Consider the following 19,498-nt stretch of genomic DNA (forward strand, 5'->3'; position numbering starts at 1 on the left):
ATCGGCAGGCCGCTCCGGCGCGGAGCCGGGAGCAGGCGTCCGTTTCGTCCAAGAAGACGGCGACCTCGGTCAGGCGGCGTCGGTCCGGAAGGGCCATGCCGGGGGTGAAGCCGGATCACCCTACGGACAAGATGTGTGCGGCAGTGGACTGTCTTTGGGTGGCTGTTCCGCAGTGAGGTCGAGTCGGCGGGCGAGCCCGGCGACGGTCGGGTTCTCAAACAGCGCGCGCACCGGAAGCTCGACGTCCAGCGCGGCCCCTACCCTGCCGGTCAGCCGCAGGACGAGCAGCGAATGCCCGCCCAGCGCGAAGAAGTCGTCGTCGGCGCCGACGGAGGGTACGTCCAGTATCTCGGCGAACAGCTTGGACAGGATCGCCTCCGGGCCTGCCGAGGTCACCCGGCCGGTACGTGGGACGAGGCGGGACGGGACGGCGGGCACCATGGTCTTTGGCAGGGCGTGATCCCGTGTCGGCGAATCCGGTGTGGACTCCAGTTCCGAGACCACGTGGTGCAGGGCTTCGAGCAGTGCGGTGCACACCCAGTCGGTGCCGATCGACGGGAGCGCCTGGGCGACGAGCAGGAAGCCGTCCGCGGAGTCGTCGACCGACAGGAATACCGGGTAGTTCGTCCGCTCCTCGCCGACCAGGAGCGTGATGCCCGGCGCTATCTCCGTCACCCCCGGTTCCAGTACGACGGACGTGGCGTGCCGGTAGTTGAGGACGGTCGTGAACAGCGGCAGTCCAGCGTCCACTGCACCGCACCGCTGCGCCCGTGCCAGCGAGGCGTGTTCGTGGCGCATGAGCTCGGCCAGGAGCCGGTGCGTGCTTCGCACGCACGCAGCGGCGTCTCGCGCGCCCGCCGCCACCCGGACCGGCAGCGTGTTGATGAAGGCGCCGATCCCTCGCTGCGCGTCCGCGCCGCCTCGCCCGAACAGCACCGTGCCGAACACCGCGTCGTCCTGGCCGGTGGTGCGTGCCAGGGCCCGTCCCCAAGCGACGTGGAACAGTGTCGCCGGCGAAACCCCCGCTGCTCGCGCCGTCCCTCGTACGCGCGCGGCCAGCTCCGTGTCGAGCCACGTCCGTGCCTCGTCGACGCCGAGGCCATTGCCCTGCACGTCCAGAACGCCGAACGGTGCTGTCGGCCCGGTCACCCCGTCCAGCATCCGCCGGAAGAACCCGTCGTGCTCCGCCTCCTGGGCGTCGAGGACCGACCGGGCGACCACCGTGCGGTACGGCACGGGGTCCGGCAGCCGTCCGCCGGTGCCCGACATGTGCGCGCCGATCTCGGCGAGCAGAAACTGCAGCGACGTGTTGTCGTCCACCAGGTGGTGCAGCAGCAGCGAGACGAGCCAGCGCCCGTGTTCCGCGTCGAACATGGTGGAGACCCGCAGCAGCGGTGCCGCTTCGAGATCCATCCGGTACCGGCGCGCGTCGACCGCACTCGCCAGATCCGCGGCCGAGCCCGGCCCGAGCCACCGGACCGGCAGCTCCGCGCGCCGCCGCACCACCTGAACGGGCAGCGGAAGTCCCCGCCACACCACCGCGGTCCGTAGGACGTCGTGACGCTCGACGGCCTTGTGCAATCCGCCGAGGAACGCGTCGAGCCTCTCCCGCGAGTCGACGGCCAGCAGCCCGGAGATCACGTACGGGTCGCCCTCCTGCGCCAGGGCGTGGTGGAAGAGCATGCCCTCCTGGAGGGAGGTCAGCGGATAGATGTCCTGCACGTCCGCCGCCCCCTCCGGGACGGTGGCCAGCACCCGGTCGATCTCCTCCTGGGTCAGCTCGACCAAAGGCAGCATTTCCGGGGTGATCGCCCCGGTCCCGTGCGTCACCAGGTTCGGCGGTACTTCTGTCTCGGCGCTCGGTGTGCCGAGCGCCGGGGCGAGGCCGGCCGCGGTCGGTGCCGAGAACACGGCGCGGACGTCCAGCCGTATCCCCTGGGCGCGCAACGCCTCCACCAGCTGCACCACCAGCAGGGAGTGGCCGCCCAGCTCGAAGAAGTTGTCGTCGACACCCACCCGGCCGACGCCGAGAACCTGCGCGAACGTCGTGCACAGCAGTTCCTCGTCCGGCGTGGACGCCTCCCGGCGCGCGTCGTCGCGGGCTGCCGTGTAGTCGGGGGGCGGCAGCGCCGCCCGGTCGAGCTTTCCGTTGACCGTGAGGGGGAGGGCGGGCAGCTCTACGAAGGCAGCGGGCACCATGTGCGTGGGCAACGCCGCCGCCACCCACGCCCGCAGCTCACCGGCGTCGAGAGCGCCGGCCGATGTCGTGTAGCCGACGAGGCGCCGGTCGCCAGGGGAGTCCTCACGTACCACGACGGCGGCCTCGCCGACGGTGGGATGGGCGGCGAGCCGCGCCTCCACCTCGCCAGGCTCGATCCGGAAGCCCCGCACCTTGACCTGCGAGTCGGAGCGCCCGAGGTACTCAAGACGTCCCTCACGGTTCCACCGGACGACGTCCCCGGTCCGGTACATGCGCCTGCCCGGTTCCCCGAACGGACAGGCGACGAACCGTTCCGCCGTCAGGCCGGGACGCCCCAGGTAACCGTGTGCGAGCTGGGCACCCGCCAGATGGAGGTCGCCCGCCACGCCCACCGGCACCGGACGCAGCCGCGCGTCCAGCACGTACGCCTCCAGGCCCGGCAACGGCGGACCGATCACGCTCGACACCCGCGCCGAGCCGGACTCCACAGGCAGTTCCTGGCAGCTCGCGTGGACCGTCGTCTCGGTGATCCCGTACATGTTCACCAGGCTCGGCGACTGGACGCCGTGCCGCGCGAACCACCCGTCGAGACGCGCATGGTCCAGTGCCTCGCCGCCGAGGACCACCGTGCGCAGCGCCAGCCGCGCGGACAGGTGCGGTGCCTGTTCGTCGGCGCGCACCAACTGGTAGAAGGCCGAGGGGGTCTGGTTCAGCACCGTGATCCGCTCACGCACCAGCAACGCGAGGAACTGCGCCGGCGAACGTGAGACCGAGAACGGCACGACAACGAGCCGGCCGCCGTGCAGCAGTGCCCCCCACAGCTCCCACACGGAGAAGTCGAAGGCGAACGAGTGGAACAGCGTCCACACGTCCTGCGGGCCGAACGCGAAGCGCTCACGAGTCGCCGCGAGCAGACTCACGACGCTGCCGTGCGACACGGCGACCCCCTTCGGCCGCCCCGTCGAACCGGACGTGAAGATCACGTAGGCCGGCTGTCGCGCGTCCACTCCCGGCGTGAGGTTCGCCCCGCTCAGCCCCGCCAGCCATTCGGCCGTTCCCGGATCGTCCGGCACCACGACGGGCACCCCGCCCGACACCGCACCGGCGGACGCGGTATCGGTCACCGCCAGCAGGGGCATGGAGTCCTCCAGCAAGGAGGCGATGCGCTCCTGCGGATAGCCGGGATCGACCGGGACGTAGCCCGCGCCGACCTTCAGCGTCGCCAGGATCGCCACCACCAGCCCGGCGGAACGCTCCAGCACTACGGCCACGCGCGTGTCCGGCCCTGCACCCCGGGACCGCAGCAGGCGCGCGAGCCGGTTGGCCCGCGCGTTCAGCTCTCCGTACGACAGCGCCTGGGCGCCGTGCGTCAGCGCCGTCGCTCCCGGAGCGCGTGCCACCTGCGCCTCGAACAGCTCCGGCAGCGCCGCTCCGGACACCGTCGGGGCCGGACGGCTACCCCAGGCCAGGACACTGTCGCGTTCGGTGTCGCCGAGCAGATCGGCGTCGCCCACCGTCGCGTCGGCCCCGGACCGGACCGCCCAGTCGAGCACGCGCCGAAACCTGTCGACGTGCTCACCGACGTCGTGCGCGTCGTACCTGACGGCGGCGGCGTCGACGACGACCTCCATGCCATCACCGCCTCGCCTGTCGTACACGGCGAACGACACGTCGTCCACCGGCCCGTTCGACAGGTTGCGGCCGCTGACCGTGCACCCGCCGAAGGACGTCGCCGAATGGTCGAACGACATCACGTTCACGCGGAAATCGGCGAGAACGCCCCGCTCGACGAGCCTCAGGTCGCGGAGCATGTCCTCGTAGCGGTACCGCTGGTGCCGCAATCCGCGCCGCACCGACGCCGTGACCTCCCGCACCACCTCGCCCAGCGACATGCCGACCTGCACGCGGCAGCGAACGGGAAGGACATTCGAGGTCATGCCGGGTATCCGGAGCCGCCGGGACCCCGAGCGACCGAGCACAGGGATGCCCACAAGAAAGTCCTCCGCCCCCGTGACGCGGTGCGCATACACCGCCGAGGCGGCGATGACCAGGCCGGAGGGGCTAGTCCGCAGCCCCCGGGCCGCCTCGCGCAGCGCCTCCACCCCGGCCGGACCGATCTGCCCTGTCGCACGCACCGTTGCCCACGACCGGGCACCCGCGGTGCCACGCCCCCCGAAAGCGAGCGGCGCGGGCGACTGCGCGAGCGTCTCCCTCCAATACGCCTCGTCCGCGGCGCGGTCCGCCGATGCGCGGTAGGCCCCTTCGTCCTCGAACAGGACGGAAACCGGTGCCAGCCGCCCCTCGTCCGGGTCGCCGCCGGCCGTCAACGCGTCGTAGACCTGTGCGACGCGTGCCAAGATGACCGAACCGCTGAACCCGTCGATGGCGATGTGGTGGCACCGCTGATAGCACAAATAGTGGTCGTCGCCGGCTGTGAAGAGCGCCGAGGTGAACAGAGGGCCCTCCTGGAGATCCACGGGGCAGCCCATGTCGGCCCGCATCCACTCCTCCGCCGCCGCACGTGGGTCGGCCTCGGCGCTGACGTCCACCCGGCGCAATGTCCAGTCGTCGCGCTCCCCCACGACCTGCCACACGCCCGCGCCGTCACCACCGAACCGCAGATGGAACGCGTCGACCTCGCGCAGCGTCCTCCGCAGTGCTTCTTCGAACGCGGTGAGATCCAACGGGCCCCGGAACTCGAAGTACTCGCCGATGTTGAAGCGAGGGTCGTCGGGGGCGAGCTGTTGGGCGTGCCAGATTCCCAGCTGCCCGGCCATCAAATCCGACCGGGTCGCCTCGCGCTCCGCCATGGACATGTCCCTCAAGGTTGTGGTGGTACGAAAGTGGGTCCGGGTATGCGTGCTTCGGTTTCCACCGGCACCGTGCCGTCTCCCGGCACGACGCGCATACCGATCCCTCGGGCGTGACTCCTCCACCCCGTAAACGGGGTGGCTTCTCGCTATGCCTGGCTGGCGTGGCGAGAAGCCACCCCGGCCCGTAGAACGTTGATTGCTCCGACGACGTCGGCGTGTGCCCGGTGGCCGCACGAGCGGCAGTGGAACTTTTCCTGGGTGGGCCGGTTCCCCTGGGCGGTGTGCCCGCATTCGGGACACCACCGGGACGTGTTGCGGAGGTCCACGGCCAACACTTCCCGCCCGGCGCTTTCAGCCTTTGCGTTCAGGATCGCGAGGAACACCCCCCAACCGGCGTCAGCGATCGAACGGTTCAGCCCGGCCTTGCTCGCGGCGCCGTTCGGCAGGAAGCTGCCCGGCCGCCCGGGGTCGGGCTTCGCCGCGGGAGCCTTGCACCTGTTGCGGATCTTGAGGTCTTCGTGCGCGATGAAGTCGTGCTCACGGACCAGGCCGAGCGCGGTCCTGTGCGCGTGGTCGAGCCGCTGGCGGCGTACCTTGCCGTAGAGTTGGGCGGCCTTGTCCACAGCGCGCCGGTGGTTGCGGGTGCGGTCGTTGGCCTTGCGGCGCGGGAAGCGGCTCAGTGCCTGCTGCGCGACTTCAAGCGTCGCGGCGGCCTTGCGTGCATGGCGCGGGTTGACGACGTGTAGGCCGTTTGAGTCGGTGAGGAACGAGGCAATACCGAGGTCGATGCCGACTGCTGAGCCGGTCGCGGGCAGCGGCTCGGGCCGAGGCTGCTCGGCAGTCAGCACGACGAACCACTTACGGCCCTCGCGCTTGACCGACACGGTCTTGACCTTGCCGATCACCGCGCGGTGCTGGTTGACCTTGACGTGCCCAACACCCTGGAAGCGGACCCGGGTCACGGGGTCGTGCGGGGTGGAGTCCCACCGGCAGCCGTCCCCGTCCTTGGGGAATTCCACCGTGTCGAACCAGGTCACCCCACGAAAGCGCGGGTAGCCGGGCTTGTCCCCGGCCTTGATCCGGCGGAAGAACGCGGCGAACGCCTTGTCCAGACGGCGCAACGTCGCCTGCTGCGAGGAGAAGGACCAGCGGCCCTGCCGCGCGGGGTCGAAAGCCCGGACGTCCGTGAGCTGTCCGGACTTCTGCCCGTACGTCACGCTCGACTTCGAGACGTCCCGGTAGGCGTCGCGACGCTCCTGCAAGGCCCCTTTGTAGAGGGAGCAGTGATCCCTCAGCATCTCGCCGAGCGCGGCGGCCTGGCCCACAGTGGGCCGCATGAGGAACTTGTACGCACGGATCATCCAGCCCACCTCCTCCGACCGAGTCCGTTGACCCTATTCCACTTGGTTCATGTCACCACGCTGAGAGCCGAACACCGATATCCGCCGGGGCCGTCACGTCGTCTACAACCTGCACGCGCACTTGGTGTTCGTAACGAAGTACCGGCGAGGAGTCTTCCATGACGACATGCTGACGCGCTGCGAAGAGATCGCGCGGAACGTCCGCACCGACTTCGGAGCGGACCTGACCGAGTTCAACGGCGACGAGGATCACGTGCACCTGCTGGTGCACTACCCGCCGAAAGTGGCCCTGTCCTCGCTGGTGAACTCACTCAAGGGCGTGTCCTTCCGCTACCTGCGCCAGGAGTTCACCGGCCGCGTCAACCGCTTCATCATGCACGGCCGGTTCTGGTCCGGCCCCTACTTCACAGGCTCCCGCGGTGTTGCGCCCCTGGCGATCGTCAAGCAGTACATCGAGCAGCAAAAACGTCCGCGCTAACCTACGGGTCAGAGGGGTCGGGCTGCTCGCGCGTGCCGCCGGGGTGCGCATGGGCACGGTGTCTCTGAGTGTCGCCGAACTTTACTCTGGACAGGCCCCGTTGGGGCGGGTGCGCGGGGCGGGCGGCGGCCGTAAGCGGACAGTCGATCTGGACCCGGGGCTGGGTCCGGCGCTATTGGCTCCAGTCGAGCCGGACGTGCGGGGCGATCCGATGTCGCCCCTGCGCTGGACGACGAAGTCCACCCGCCATCTGGCCAGCGAACTCACCCGCCAGGGCCACCGGATGTCCGCCGACACCGTTGCCGACGTACTGCGCGAGGAAGGCTTCAGCCTCCAGGGCTCGTTCGTAGTGGTTGAGACGGCGTCGGGCAAGCGCAAGGACGGCTTGCTTGTGGGACTTCCCCTCAGCGCGTTTGCGCTGGTAGAACCGCTTGGACTCGGGACAGCACACGGCGGCCAACTGGGCTGAGAGGTAGAACATTCGCAGGAGCCGTCGGTTGTAGCGGCGGGGTCTGCGGAGGTTGCCGCTGACCTTGCCTGAGTCTCGGGGGACCGGGGCCAGCCCGGCGACGCCGGCGAGCCGGCCTGGACTGCCGAAGGCAGACATGTCGCCGCCGGTCGTGGCGATGAACTCCGCGCCGAGCAGGTATCCGATGCCGGGCAAGCTGGTGATACGGCGGCATCGGGATGCTTCCGGAAACAGCCCACGATCAGGACTTCCAGTTCCTCGATCTCCCGGTCGAGGGCCATGACATCCCGGGCCAGGGCGTGGACCATCTTCGCGGCGGTCCTCTCCCCGCGGATGGCCGCGTGTTGAGTCTCGGCGGCGGCCACCGCGGTGTCGGCGACATGCCTGGCGTGGTCGGTGCGGAGGTATCCCGAGTTCCCTCCGCTCGATACCTGCCTCGTCGTCGCCAGTCACGGCGGCGAACTGGCCGGCCTGGTTGGAGTGGTACGCGGCCAAGAGCCGATAGGCGGCCAGGCGTCGCAGGTCCTCGTCCGGCACCCAGGAGCGGGTCAGTTCCGCCCTCAAAGACCCTGGGTCGACGACGGACTGACGGTCACCAGGACGGCACCCATAGATTCCCCACTGATCAGGATTTGATCATCGTGAGTCAGCATGGGTTCAGCGCTGGGAATGACGTGCAGTCGAAAGTCACAGGAGTACGAATGAATCGTTCTTCGCTGATCACGGGCAGAGAGGTCTTGGTATTTCTCGACCGAAAGCAACAGGTACAGTACGGAAGTCCGGAATTCTTCCGGCAGTTCGGCGGTTCGGCCGAGGAGCTACACGGAGAGCCGTTCCGTCACCTCATAGCACCGAACCTGCGCGAGACTCTCGACCAGCACCTGAATCAGCTGCTCGCCGGCACTCGTGACCAGTTCAGCCGTCACATAGCGCTGCTGCGCCGCTCCGCCTCGCCGCTCGATGCCACGCTCACCGCGACGGCCCTCTACGGGAGCTCACCGAACAGGGCCGTGGTCGTGCAGCTTGCCCGGCCGCTGGACGCGCCCGCCACTGCGGCGGCGGGCAACGGCCCGAGCATCGGTGAAATGGCGGCCAGGGTGCTGGAAGGAACTGCGGCCGGTCTGACCACTGAATTCCTGGCCGCGCGCCTGTTCATCAGCCGGCAGACCGTCGAATACCACATCTCGCGCATGCTACGGCAGTTCGAGACACCGAATCGAGTGGCCCTCATCGCACACGCCTACTCGACGGGAATACTCCAGACCAATTCCTGGCCACCCCGAGTCGCGGACGAGTACATCAAGTAGGGGCCCTGACAGATCAGTCTCCGCACTCCGTCAAGCTGCCAGCCGATCACGTGTCACCGTTTCACAGAATGGGGTAGGAGTGGAACTCACCCACAGTGCATGGCTGAACGGCGGAACGCTTCGCGCAAGTGCCGAACGGGACAGGGCGGCCGAGGCCGCTCCGACTCAGCTGAATCTCCTGGGCCCGCTCGAAATCCTCGTATCGGGCGTCACGATGTCCCCAGGAGGAGCGAAGCCGCAGATCCTCTTCGCCTACCTGTGTCTCAACGTCAACCGGCACGTCTCGGTCGGCAACCTCATCGAGGCCACCTGGGGCGAACGGCCGCCGTCGAGCGCCAAGAAAAACCTTCAACTCTATGTCAGCCGGCTGCGCGTACAGTTCAAGCGCGCGCCCGACGTGCACCTGATCACGACGAGCGACGGCTACCAGCTTTCGGCCGAGTCGGACCAGGTGGACCTGGAGCGGTGCCAGCGATTGTGGCAGCTGGGCAAGGAACGTCTCCACCACGGTGCACCCAAGGAGGCAGGCAGGCTCTTGCGCGAGGCGATCAAGCTGTGGCGGGGCAAGCCCCTGAGCGGCCTCACCAAGACGCTGTTCATGCAAGGCGAGGCCGCCAAGCTGGAACAGTTCAGGCTCGGCCTGCTGATGAACTACTTCCAGGCGCAGCTCGCGGACGGCCAGCACTTCGAGATCATCCCCGAACTCCTCGACGCGGTCACTGATCACCCTCACCAAGAACGGCTGCGGGCCGATCTCATGCTGGCCCTGTGGCGGTCCGGGCAGCGCGATGCCGCGCTCGCCACCTACCGCGACGCGTACCAGCTCCTGGCCGACGAGCTGGGGATCACCCCGGGCCGGCGGCTGCACGCGCTGCACCAGGCGGTCCTGGCCGACGACACGGAAGGCCTGTGGTTCGACACGAGCAGGTGCATGTAGCGGGCCGGGGGCCTCGGCGAAGGGCGCTCAGGCACCCCCGGCATGCCGAACCCCCCGCCTCACCTGCGGATTGATCGCCAGTTGATCGCGGGCTGCCATCATTGCGAAGCACTGCGAGCCCCGGCGACTCGCAGTCTGGAAACGGCATAGAAACGGGCATAAATAGTGATTCCATTTACGAGCCAGATATCATCGCTCATTCGTCCTTTGTTGGCGGTGCTGGCGCTGACGGTCGTTCTGGCCGGATCCGCCGGAAGCGAGTCGGCGAGCACAGCGCCGGGCCGTCTGTCCCCGAACTCGACGAACTACCGGACGCTGGCCGGGGAACTACCTGGGCTGAAGTGGAACGGCACGGGTTCGGAGTGCGAGAAGTGCAACCAGCAATGACATGCCCGCCCCCAGGCAGTCGCATGGTCACCGGTGATCGATGTACTCGCCAGCCAGGTCGCTGAGCGAGACCGGTGCGCCCGGCGCCGGCAGTGCGGCGAGCCTGCTGCGCCGGGCGTGATCCACCAGGTCCTGCGGGGTCAGGCCCGCCATCGCCTTGCTGACATGGTCGAGCATGGCCGTGGCGGCGGCGAGGACGGCTTCGTCGTCCAGTGGGCGGACTTCAACGTTCATGGCCTTGGCCGAGAGCTTCTGCAGGCTGCGGAACAGGTCGCCCTTGTGGATCTCACGGATCGTCAGGGACAGGTGTGCGGACAGGCCGCCGCTGCCGACGGCTTCGTGCGGGAAACCGCGCGGAATATACAGGACCTGTCCTTCGCGCACGGTGGCGCGCAGCACCTCGGGGGGCAGGTCGCCGTCGCCGTCCAGCCTCCCTTCCTGCCAGTCACCGTCCGCCGGTCCCTGGTAGACGCGCCAGTCCTTGCTGCCGCCCAGTTGGAGGACGAGCACATCGGCGTCGTCGCGGTGCAGCGGAGCCCCCCGGGCACCGGACGGCGTGACGAAGCAGAACGCCTCCACCGGCCGCTGGAGTTCGGCCGACAACCGGGCGAGGAGATCACGGGTGGGGCTGTGCCACTGGTCGACCCGGCGCATGAGCAGGGTCGAGCCCCGCTCGATCAACGCCCGTATCTTCCCCTGGTCCGCGAACCCCGCGTACGAGGTGTGGTTGACGGAGCGCGCCGAGAAGTAGGCGTCGGAGGGAAGGGGCCCCTCGGGGCCGGTCATCTCCAGGTAGGGCTCGTGCAGGAAGCCGGTGGCAAGGGCGTCATCCACGTCGGTGAGTGTGAACGGACTGGCCAGAGGGCCGTCCGGAGTGAAGATGCCAGGGCGGCGACGCCAGTGTCCGGCGGCGAAGGCTGCGGGGTCGCCGACCCACCGGGCCAGTGTCGTGGCGTGAGCGATGTTCATTTCGGGTCTTCCTTCGCGTGCTTGGACGGCGTCCGCCGGAATGCGCGGGGCCGGAGGGCGGGCAGGGCTCCCTGCTCGACGCGGCGTCTCGTCTCGAAGACCCGCACCTTTCCGCTGGGTGTCACGGGGAGGCGGCCGTTCGGCAGCAGGACCATCTCCGACACGTACAGGCCGAGGGTGTGAGCGAGCCGACGCCGGACCTGTGCGGCGACGTCGGCGGGCGGCGACGCGTCGGGGCCGTCGGACGCCTCCACCACGAGACACAGACGCTCACCCGGACCTCCGTCCCCGGTGGTGAAGACGGCGCACCGACCAGGCCTCAGGTCCGGTGTGCCGACGCAGACCGTGAGGGTGTCCACCGCGTAGAAGTTGCGGCCGTGGTGGACGAGTTCGTCGTCGACCCGTCCGAGGACAAACAGCTGGCCGCCGTCCATGAATCCCGGGCGCCTGGTGGCGTGCCGTCGGGACCGCCGGGCCGGCGCGCCAATAGCCGCCGCACAATTGGGGACCCTGAATGTGTGTCTCTGCCGCCCTGTCCGGGTGCTGCCATCCGTCGCCGATGAGGACCTGGGTTCCCGGCAGCGGACGCCCGAGGGGAGCAGGGTGACGGAAGAGGACTCCCGGCACCGCCGGGACCACCCGGCCTGCCCGCAGCGCGTCGGCGAGACGGAGCGCTGGGACAGCGGGCATGGTGGCGGTGACCGTGAGGATCGCCTCCGCCATCCCGTACGAGGGTCACAGGCCTTCGGCCCCGAACCCCGCCGCCACGAAGCGCGCGGTGAACCGCTCGGCAGTGGCGCTGCGCACCACTTCTCCCGCGATGCGGGCGTCGCGCCAGGTGCGCAGGTCCAGCGTGGCCGCCTCGGCGTCGGTGGTACCGCGCGCACAGGTCGTACGCGAAGTCGGGAGCGCTGAAGAGCGTTCCACGGCACGCCGTGAGAGCGGCGACCCACTCCTCCGGACGCCGGGCGAAGCGGCACACGGGTCACAGCGACGTCCGCCGGGCTCCCACCGTAGAAGCCTGCCGTCCGACGGCAACTGGACAACAGTGCGCGTTGGCTGACGACGACGCTCTTGGGAGACCCGGTCGAACCTGATGAGTACCGAAGGAAGGTGGCTGCCTGCGGATTCATTCGCGTGCGGGGCGGACCGTTGCCGCCGGGCACGGCACGGCCGTCTGTCAGCAGTTCCTCCCACGTGGCGGCCCTGGGCCGAGCGGCCGGATGGTCCAGCGCCGCGCGAACCCCTTCCCACCAGGTCTCCGTGGTGATCACGAGGGCCGGACGGCAGTCCAGGACGGTGGCGCGCAGCCGCTGCTCGAACTCCTCGGTGCGGGGCGTACGCGGGGCAGGGACAGGCACCGCGATAAGTCCGCCGCCGATCGGGGCCGGCAGGACGGCGGCGAAGGTCTCGTCGTTCGGCAGCACCAGCGCCACCCGACCGCCGGGATCCGCGTCCAGCCGACGCAGCGTGCCGACGCCCGTGCCCACGAGACGGTCCGGCTCACCGAAGGTCAGACGGTGGCGGACCTCTCCTCGGCCCCGGCCGGTCAACGCGGCGGCGTCCGGCCGGTGCCGAGCAAGCTGCCGGACCCGTCCGGAGGCGGTGCCGCAGTCGGGTTCGGCTCCGGGGCTACCTGCTGCCATCGGGCGCGCTCCGTGCCAGGACGGTGAGATCGGCCCGCCGCAACTTGCCACTGGGAGTACGCGGCAGAGCGCCCGAGGCCGCCAGGACGACGCGCGGGCAGGGCAGTTCGAGCAGATCCGCGGTGGCCTCGATGGCGGGCCCGGGGTCCCGGAAGGCGCTCGTGCCGCCGTGTTCCACGAAGCACACCGTTGCGTCGTCGGCTCCGTCGAGGACCGCCGCGTCGGTGACTCCGGGCAGCAGACGGATGTCGTGTTCCAGGCGTGCCGTCCGTATCTGCCGGGGGCTTTCGGCCCGGCCCAGGACGAACAGATAGCCCTCGTCGTCGACATGGCCCACGTCGCCGGTCCTCAGCACGCCATCGTTCTGGTCCCGGTCGGCCACCCGCAGCCGGATGCCTATGTCCCCCGTCTCCCCCGCGGGCACCGGCCAATCGTCCCGGGTGATCTCGATGCGGATCCCCGGCAGGGGCCGGCCCACCGAGCCGGGTCTGGCCAGCCATTCCGCCGTGGTGATCTCGGTGATGACGCCGTTCGACGTGCCGTAGTACTCGTGCAGGACCGGCCCGAACAGGTCTATGGCAGCGCGTTTGACAGCGGGCGGGCAGGCGGTCCCGCCGTGGAAGACGACGCGGAAGCGGCGCTGCGGTGCCGTGCCGGCCTCGACGAGGTCGGTCAGCCGGTCCGGGCTGAGCATGACGCTGTCCGCACGGTGCCGGTCGGCCAGTTCCGTGAAGGCGCCTGACGACCAGGAACGCTGGACGACGACCGTGCTGCCGGCCTGGAGGGCGTACAGGGCAGGACCCAGCGTGCCGAGGTGATAGGTGGGGTTGGCCATCAGATGAGGACCTCTGCCGGCGCCCGCGCCGTAGCGTTCGACGACCGCGACTCCCTGGTACGGCCTGCGCGGACGGGCGCGTGCCACGGCCTGGGGCAGTCCGGTGGTGCCGGAGGTGGCGAAGACCAGGCGGCCCGCGGGAGTCGGGGACGCGGACGGACCGGCCGCGGTGGCAGTCAGCTCCGTGTCGGTAAGTACGGGGCAGGGCAGCGCGGGTCCGTCGGCCCAGGGCTCCGCGCTGATGTGCGCGACCGTGGCCACCGATGCGAGCAGGGACGATCCCGCAGGCAGTCCGAGCAGCTCACGGTCGATCGGGAACAGACCGAAGCCGTGTCGCAGTGCCGCAAGGGCCAGCGCGAAGAAGGCCGGCCCGGTGGGGATGTCGGTCGACACGGTCGCGCCGTCGGGGAATCCACGGGCACGCAGGCCCCGGGCCAGGGCGTCGGCACGGCGGGTGAGGTCACCGTAGGTGCTCTCCTCGCTGTCCGCGATCACGGCCACACGGTCCGGGTCGGTCCGCGCGGATGCCCACGGGTCCCAGAGATAGGGCTTCATCGGGGCTCTCCTTCGTGGATACCCTCGGCTTCAGCCGGGGGAGGAAACGAAGCTCCTGCGAAGCAGGGCAGGGAAAGCCGGTTCGCCGCCAGGGCGGACCGGCGTCCACCGTTTACCGGCCGGCACCCGCCGCTCGCACGGGAGCTGATTGAATGTGAGGTATGGCGCGGCAGGTAAAGCGGGCGTTCAGGTTCCGCTTTTACCCCACGGACGAGCAGGCAGCGGAGTTGTCGCGCACGTTCGGCTGCGTCCGGCTCGTCTACAACAAGGCGCTGGAAGAGCGCACACGGGCCTGGTACGGCGAGCAGCGCCGCATCTCCTACCTCCAGTCGTCGGCAGCGCTGACCCAGTGGAAGAAGACCGGGGAGCTGGCCTTCCTGACGGAGGTGCCCTCGGTCCCGCTCCAGCAGGCGCTGCGGCATCTTCAGACGGCGTTCGGTAACTTCTTCGCCCAGCGCACGAAGTACCCGCGTTTCAAGTCCCGGAAGAAGTCCCGCGCGTCGGCCGAGTACCCCCGCTCTGCCTTCACGTGGCGCGAGAACCGTCTGACGCTGGCGAAGGTGGCCGGTTCTCTGGACATCCGCTGGTCGCGTCCCCTCCCGGAGGGTTCGGTACCGACGACGGTGACCGTGCCCCGTGACCGTGCGGGCCGCTGGTTCGTGTCGATGTTGTGCGACGACCGCATTGCTCCGGCTCCGGCCACGACGAATGCGGTCGGTATCGATGCGGGCATCACCTCCCTGGTGACGCTGTCCACCGGGGAGAAAGTCGCCAACCCGAAGCATGAGAGGTGTGACCGCGCTCGTCTCGCGAAGGCGCAGCGGGAGTTGTCCCGGAAGGCGAAGGGCTCCGCGAACCGCGAGAAGGCCCGCCGTACGGTTGCCCGCGTGCATGCGCGGATCGCCGACCGGCGCCGTGACTTCCTGCACAAGCTGTCGACTCGGCTCGTCCGTGAGAACCAAACGGTCGTGATCGAGGACCTCACCGTCCGCAACCTGCTGAGGAACGGCAGGCTTGCCCGCGCCATCTCGGACGCGTCGTGGACGGAACTGCGCTCCATGCTGGAGTACAAGTGCGCTTGGTACGGCCGCGAACTCGTCGTGATCGACCGCTGGTTCCCCAGCTCGAAGCTGTGCGGGGCCTGCGGGACGGTCGCGGCGAAGATGCCGCTGAACGTCCGCGCGTGGACGTGCGACTGCAGCGCCGTACATGACCGCGACATCAACGCGGCCCGCAACATCAAGGCAGCCGGGCTGGCCGTCTTGGCCTGTGGAGCTGGTGTCAGACCTCAAGGGAGTTCTCCTGGCGGGCAGTCGGCGTTGAAGCAGGAACCCCTACAGCGCGAGCCGTAGGAACCCCCCTCCTTCAGGAGGGGGAGGAAGTCAAGATTCCTCAGTGCTCGGCTGTCGACGGGACGGACGAAGGCTGCGCGAGCGATGCGGCGAGGGCGGCGAGGCTCGGAAGGTCGACGATGAGTTCGACGGCGACGTCGACGCCCAGGCGTTCCTCCAGGCGGATGCTCAGTTCGACGGCGGTGACGGAATCGCCACCGAGGGAGAAGAAGTCGTCCTCGGGCGCGACCGCGTGGCCGAACACCTTGCTCGCGGCGGCCAGTACTTCGTCGATCGGTGTGTCGGGCATGGTGCCTTCTCTGCTGGGTGAGGGGACGAGGGCGGGTTGGCTCAGACCGCTCCGGGGCGTGCGCCGCCCGTGGCCGCCGTGATCCCGGCGAGCATGTCGTCCAGGATCGAGCGCGCCAGCCTGCGGTCGGCACGCCGGCCGTCGTAGAGGAGGTCGACGCAGAGGCGGTCGCGGAACTCCGTGCACCGCAGATGAAGTGCGAACCTGTCGTGGAAGGTGATCCGTTGCAGCGGATAGGCGTCGTCCGTGATCCGTAGCCGGCCGCCGTCGTCCGTGACCGTGGAGTCCCCTTCGAACCGGCGCAGGTTGACATAGACGTCACGGTTGACCGGCGCACCGCCCACCTCCTCCGCCTCCCGGGTCAGAACGGCGATGTCCCCGGCGGTCAGTCCCTGATGTCTGAGCGCGTTGAGCAACTGATCGCGCACCTGGGTCCGTACGGACAGCGCGTCGGCCGCGGCGTCGCGGACGACCAGCGGGCAGGAGCCGGCGAACATGCCCACCACGTCCGCGTCCCGCGAGGAGCGCGAGTCCATCGAGGTCCACAGCCCGATTTCGGTCCTGCCGGTACGGGCGGCCAGCGCCGCGACGAAGAAACCGACCGTCGTCTGCAGGACGGTGAAGCGGAACTCGGCGCATGTGCCGCGCAGCGCCGCGACCGTCCGGCCGGACAGTTCGTCACCCACCATTCCCCCGGCCTCGGTGTGATCGGACCCGGCGGGAGCGGTCCAGGAAAGGCGGGTCAGGGCCGCCAGGCGTTCCCGCCAGCTCGCCACCGCCCGCTCGCGCTGCCGCACACCGGTCTTGGCCCGCTGCCGGACCGCCGCCTCGGCGAAGGAGGGGGCGTTGTCCGGCAGGGGTTCGCCATTGCGCAGGGCCTGGTAGTCGCGCCAGACCTCGTGCCCGAACAGGTGATGGGCCCGCCCGTCGAAGACGAGGTTCTGGAAGGTGGCCAGCAGGGCGTGGTGGTTCTCGTCGTGGCGCAGCAGCCGGATCCTGAAGGGCCGTTGTGTGCCGTACGACCACGGGGTGACGCAGTCGCGGGACAGCAGGGCCGAGGCGTAGCGGGAGAACTGTCCGGGCGAGGCGGCCTTCACGTTCACGCACCGGACGACTTCCTCGTCGGCGGCGATGGGCCGGGTCCACTGCTGGGGGTGCGGACCCGGGGCCGGAGCCATCTGGAGGTGCAGAGCGTCGTGCCGGAGTACGAAGGCCCGCACCGCGTCCGTCAGCGCGCCGGTGTCGAGGTCGCCGAGGATCTCGAACCCGAGCTGGACGTTCTTGTGGGACCAGCCGCTGGAGCGGGTCTTGGTGTGGAACCGGTCCTGCTCGTAGGTGAGAGGGAAGGGCGTACCGGCCCCGAAGCCCGTCAGGCCAGACACAGGTACTCCGTTCCGCTCTCCTTGAGGACTGCGGGGGGGCCGGTCTCCACGATGCGTCCGTCGCGCATGACGACGACCTGGTCGGCCTCCTCCAGGACGGTCAGGCGGTGGGCTATGACGACGACGGTGATGCCCGCGTCCAGCAGCCCTCGCATGATGGATTCCTCGAGAGCGGGATCCAGGGCGCTGGTCGCCTCGTCGAGGATGACGAGCTCGGGCTTCTTCGCCAGCGTCCGGGCCAGCACGATCCGCTGGCGCTGTCCGCCCGACAGGCCGTAACCGCCGGGGGCGACGAGGGTGTTGTAGCCCATCGGCATGGCCTCGATCTCCTCGTTGATGTGCGCGAGCCCGACCGCAGTGATCAATTCGTCCTTGGTGATCTCGTCGGCGCCGAAGACGATGTTGTCGCGGATGGAGCCGCCGAACAGGTGGGCGTTCTGGTTGACGTACCCGATGCGGCGCCGGTGCGTGGGCCGGTCGAGTTCGGCCAGGTCGGTTCCGTCGACGGTGAGGATGCCGCTGGTGGGGGTGTGGAGTCCGGCGAGCAGCATCCCGAGGGTGGACTTGCCGGAGCCCGAACGGCCGACGATGGCCGTGAACTGGCCCGGTTCGATTTCGAAGTTGATGTCGTCGAGGGTGAGCCGAGGGGCGCCCGGGTAGCGGAAGGCGACCGTTTCGGCCCTGATGCGGCCGGGCCGGGCGACGCCGGTACCGGCGAAGGCGCCCCGCGGCTCGGGGGCCGCGCGCAGCACGTCGTCGAGTTTGGCAAGGGTGGGCCGGACTGCGGCCAGCTGGGAGCCGGCGTCGAAAAGGCCCTCCAGCGGGATGAACAAGGCGATCGTGAGCGTCATGAAGCCCATGGCCTCGCCGAGCGGGTAGTGGCGGCTCAGGACCAGCCAGATCCCGGCGACCAGCACGATGAGAGGGGCGGCGAACTGCAGCGTGCGGCTGAGGGAGGCGAACAGGGCCAGGTTGCGGCGGGCGCTCAGACGTTTGTTGACCTCGTGCACGAGGGTGTGCGACCAGCGCTCGACCGCTCTGCCGTCCATGCCGCCTGCCTTGAGGGTGGTGATGCTCTCGAGCATCTCCACCAGTTCCTCCTGCGCCTTGGTCTGGCGTTCCAGGACCTCTTGGCTCAGCCCCGTCTGCCATCGCCAGGTCAGCGCGAGGATGCCGGTCTGGACCACGACGAGCACGGTGACGACGAGCGCGAGCAGCGGGTTGGCCACGGCAATCGCGATCAGGTACAGGACGATGAGCAGGCTGTCGAAGACGGCGGAGACCGCAGTGAGGCTCAGTACCTGGACCAGGACGTTGCTGGTACGGACGCGCAGGGCGAGGTCACCGGAGTTGCGCACGGTGAAGAAGTCGTACGGCAGGTCCGCCATATGTCCGACGATGCCGAGGGTGAGCCGCTTCTCGATGACGGCCTGACGTCGTGTCACCAGGAACGAACGCGCCGCGTACAGAGAGAAGTAGAGGACCACGAGCCCGGCCAGGACACCCCAGACCGTCCACACTCCCCCGGCCGATCGGCTGCCGAGGACGCGCTCGATGAGGAATCCGGTGGTGAGCGGGAGGGCGAGTTCGAAGGCCATGAGCCCGGTGGAGGCCGCGAGGAGAAGCGCCAGTTCCCGTCCGCGCGGGAGGAACTGCCGCAGGCGGTGCCAGGGGCCCCGCAGTTCGCCGCCGCGTCGGACGCGGCCGGAGCCGGCGGCGAGCGGCGCCTCGAACTCCAGGGCCACGCCGGTGAAGGACTCGGCGACCGACGCCATACCGAGCCTGCGGCGTCCGTGGACGGGGTCGATGACGTCCACGTGGTCCTTGCCGGCCGCCTCCAGGACGACGAAGTGGCTGAAGTTCCAGAACAGGATCGAGCCGGGCGACAGCCGGGCCAGCGCCTCCGTGGTGGCGCGCACGCCGCGGCCCTTCACGCCGTACTCGCGGGCGATCTCCAGCAGCGTACGGGCGGATGCGCCGTTGCGTCCGGAGCCGGCCCGCGCGCGGATCTCGTCGAGGGAGACGTCCACGCCGTGGTAGCGCAGCACGCTCACGAGAGCGGCGGGACCGCAGTCGCTGACCTGAGTCTGGAAACAGACCTGAAGCCGCTGTACGCGTCCGCGACGCCCGAGCCGCTCGCGGACCGCCGCGATCCGCTCGGCCGGCCCTATGGACCGGGTCGCGGGAGGAGAGTGGCCGAATACCGGTCCGAGGCCATCGCCCCTGCGATGGTGCTCGAGCGCCTCGGCGTTGAAACGCGATTCGCCAGGCATGGGTCCCTTCCCGTGGTGAGCCGCGACCCGTCCGCCGAAGAGACTTTCGCTCCTCCGGCGGACGGGTCACGGAGTCAGCGGGGCAAGCGTCAGATGACGCAGCCGTTGGCGATCGCGAACTGGCCGCCGACGATGTCGTCCAGCTCCTCGTCGGACAGCTCAGAAATGTCGATGTCGTCGAAATTTTCCATGACTTTTCCCTTTCGAAGAGGCTTCTTCACGCAAAACGAATGGTCGGCTTGGAT

The 19,498-nt window shown here is 69.4% G+C and carries 13 protein-coding genes and 3 pseudogenes; 5 read left to right on the plus strand and 11 right to left on the minus strand.

Annotated features, from left to right (window positions below; translation table 11 throughout):
* Positions 1-120: 120 nt before the first annotated feature.
* Positions 121-5,016 (minus strand): amino acid adenylation domain-containing protein, encoded by a 4,896-nt coding sequence (locus OG407_RS00525; RefSeq protein ID WP_405853909.1) that lies wholly within the window; start codon positions 5,014-5,016, stop codon positions 121-123.
* A gap of 143 nt (positions 5,017-5,159) precedes the next feature.
* Positions 5,160-6,374, minus strand: a complete 1,215-nt coding sequence (locus OG407_RS00530; protein ID WP_405853911.1) for an RNA-guided endonuclease InsQ/TnpB family protein — start codon at positions 6,372-6,374, stop codon at positions 5,160-5,162.
* Positions 6,375-6,453: 79 nt separating this feature from the next.
* Here OG407_RS00530 and tnpA point away from each other — a divergent pair, with 79 nt between their 5' ends.
* Positions 6,454-6,852, plus strand: a complete 399-nt coding sequence (gene tnpA / locus OG407_RS00535) for an IS200/IS605 family transposase (protein WP_405868223.1) — start codon at positions 6,454-6,456, stop codon at positions 6,850-6,852.
* A gap of 13 nt (positions 6,853-6,865) precedes the next feature.
* Positions 6,866-7,234 (plus strand): annotated as a pseudogene (locus OG407_RS00540) (ISAzo13-like element transposase-related protein); the annotation flags it as partial.
* 96 nt (positions 7,235-7,330) lie between these two features.
* Here OG407_RS00540 and OG407_RS00545 read toward each other — a convergent pair.
* Positions 7,331-7,858: pseudogene (locus OG407_RS00545) on the minus strand (transposase); the annotation flags it as partial.
* A 164-nt stretch (positions 7,859-8,022) separates the two neighbouring features.
* On the opposite strand from OG407_RS00545, the gene OG407_RS00550 reads away from it, so the two are divergent.
* Together OG407_RS00550 and OG407_RS00555 are read left to right on the plus strand one after the other, a co-directional pair.
* Entirely contained in the window at positions 8,023-8,628 is a 606-nt protein-coding gene (locus OG407_RS00550) for a LuxR C-terminal-related transcriptional regulator (protein ID WP_405853913.1), read from the plus strand.
* A 79-nt stretch (positions 8,629-8,707) separates the two neighbouring features.
* On the plus strand, positions 8,708-9,565 hold the full coding sequence (locus tag OG407_RS00555; protein ID WP_405853914.1) for a BTAD domain-containing putative transcriptional regulator: 858 nt from the start codon (positions 8,708-8,710) through the stop codon (positions 9,563-9,565).
* Positions 9,566-9,979: 414 nt separating this feature from the next.
* Here the strand turns inward: OG407_RS00555 and OG407_RS00560 are convergent, their stop codons facing one another.
* The 5 genes and pseudogenes from OG407_RS00560 to OG407_RS00580 all read right to left on the minus strand — a co-directional run bounded on the left by OG407_RS00560 (position 9,980) and on the right by OG407_RS00580 (position 13,957).
* Positions 9,980-10,921 (minus strand): JmjC domain-containing protein, encoded by a 942-nt coding sequence (locus OG407_RS00560; RefSeq protein WP_405853916.1) that lies wholly within the window; start codon positions 10,919-10,921, stop codon positions 9,980-9,982.
* The gene (locus tag OG407_RS00565; RefSeq protein WP_405868988.1) at positions 10,918-11,355 is read right to left on the minus strand and encodes a hypothetical protein; all 438 of its coding nucleotides are present in this window, start codon (positions 11,353-11,355) and stop codon (positions 10,918-10,920) included. The genes OG407_RS00560 and OG407_RS00565 overlap by 4 nt, the downstream gene beginning before the upstream one ends.
* Positions 11,356-11,656: 301 nt before the next feature.
* Entirely contained in the window at positions 11,657-11,848 is a 192-nt protein-coding gene (locus OG407_RS00570; protein ID WP_405868990.1) for a hypothetical protein, read from the minus strand.
* A 59-nt stretch (positions 11,849-11,907) separates the two neighbouring features.
* A pseudogene (locus OG407_RS00575) lies at positions 11,908-12,567 on the minus strand (AMP-binding protein); the annotation flags it as partial.
* Complete coding sequence (locus OG407_RS00580; protein WP_405853918.1) at positions 12,554-13,957, minus strand: class I adenylate-forming enzyme family protein; 1,404 nt, start codon at positions 13,955-13,957, stop codon at positions 12,554-12,556. The pseudogene OG407_RS00575 and the gene OG407_RS00580, both read right to left, overlap by 14 nt.
* Positions 13,958-14,118: 161 nt before the next feature.
* On the opposite strand from OG407_RS00580, the gene OG407_RS00585 reads away from it, so the two are divergent.
* Complete coding sequence (locus OG407_RS00585) at positions 14,119-15,309, plus strand: RNA-guided endonuclease InsQ/TnpB family protein (protein ID WP_405853920.1); 1,191 nt, start codon at positions 14,119-14,121, stop codon at positions 15,307-15,309.
* Positions 15,310-15,349: 40 nt separating this feature from the next.
* On the opposite strand, the gene OG407_RS00590 is transcribed toward OG407_RS00585, so the two are convergent.
* From OG407_RS00590 to OG407_RS00600, 3 genes are read right to left on the minus strand one after another with little or no spacing between them, the layout of a single operon-like run.
* Positions 15,350-15,598, minus strand: a complete 249-nt coding sequence (locus tag OG407_RS00590; protein ID WP_405853922.1) for an acyl carrier protein — start codon at positions 15,596-15,598, stop codon at positions 15,350-15,352.
* Between the two features lie 41 nt (positions 15,599-15,639).
* Positions 15,640-16,980: a condensation domain-containing protein gene (locus tag OG407_RS00595; RefSeq protein ID WP_405853924.1), complete on the minus strand. Its 1,341-nt coding sequence runs from the start codon at positions 16,978-16,980 to the stop codon at positions 15,640-15,642.
* Complete coding sequence (locus OG407_RS00600) at positions 16,968-19,253, minus strand: peptidase domain-containing ABC transporter (RefSeq protein ID WP_405853926.1); 2,286 nt, start codon at positions 19,251-19,253, stop codon at positions 16,968-16,970. Before OG407_RS00600 ends, OG407_RS00595 begins: the two co-directional genes overlap by 13 nt.
* Positions 19,254-19,498 lie beyond the last annotated feature (245 nt).

The sequence above is a fragment of the Streptomyces sp. NBC_01515 genome (genome assembly GCF_045040345.1).
Lineage (GTDB): Bacteria > Actinomycetota > Actinomycetes > Streptomycetales > Streptomycetaceae > Streptomyces.

Coding starts and splice junctions, on each gene's coding strand:
- OG407_RS00525 (WP_405853909.1), bottom strand. CDS start 5,016: ATGTCCATGGCGGAGCGCGAGGCGACCCGGTCGGATTTGATGGCCGGG.
- OG407_RS00530 (WP_405853911.1), bottom strand. CDS start 6,374: ATGATCCGTGCGTACAAGTTCCTCATGCGGCCCACTGTGGGCCAGGCC.
- OG407_RS00550 (WP_405853913.1), top strand. CDS start 8,023: ATGAATCGTTCTTCGCTGATCACGGGCAGAGAGGTCTTGGTATTTCTC.
- OG407_RS00560 (WP_405853916.1), bottom strand. CDS start 10,921: ATGAACATCGCTCACGCCACGACACTGGCCCGGTGGGTCGGCGACCCC.
- OG407_RS00565 (WP_405868988.1), bottom strand. CDS start 11,355: ATGGACGGCGGCCAGCTGTTTGTCCTCGGACGGGTCGACGACGAACTC.
- OG407_RS00580 (WP_405853918.1), bottom strand. CDS start 13,957: ATGAAGCCCTATCTCTGGGACCCGTGGGCATCCGCGCGGACCGACCCG.
- OG407_RS00585 (WP_405853920.1), top strand. CDS start 14,119: ATGGCGCGGCAGGTAAAGCGGGCGTTCAGGTTCCGCTTTTACCCCACG.
- OG407_RS00590 (WP_405853922.1), bottom strand. CDS start 15,598: ATGCCCGACACACCGATCGACGAAGTACTGGCCGCCGCGAGCAAGGTG.
- OG407_RS00600 (WP_405853926.1), bottom strand. CDS start 19,253: ATGCCTGGCGAATCGCGTTTCAACGCCGAGGCGCTCGAGCACCATCGC.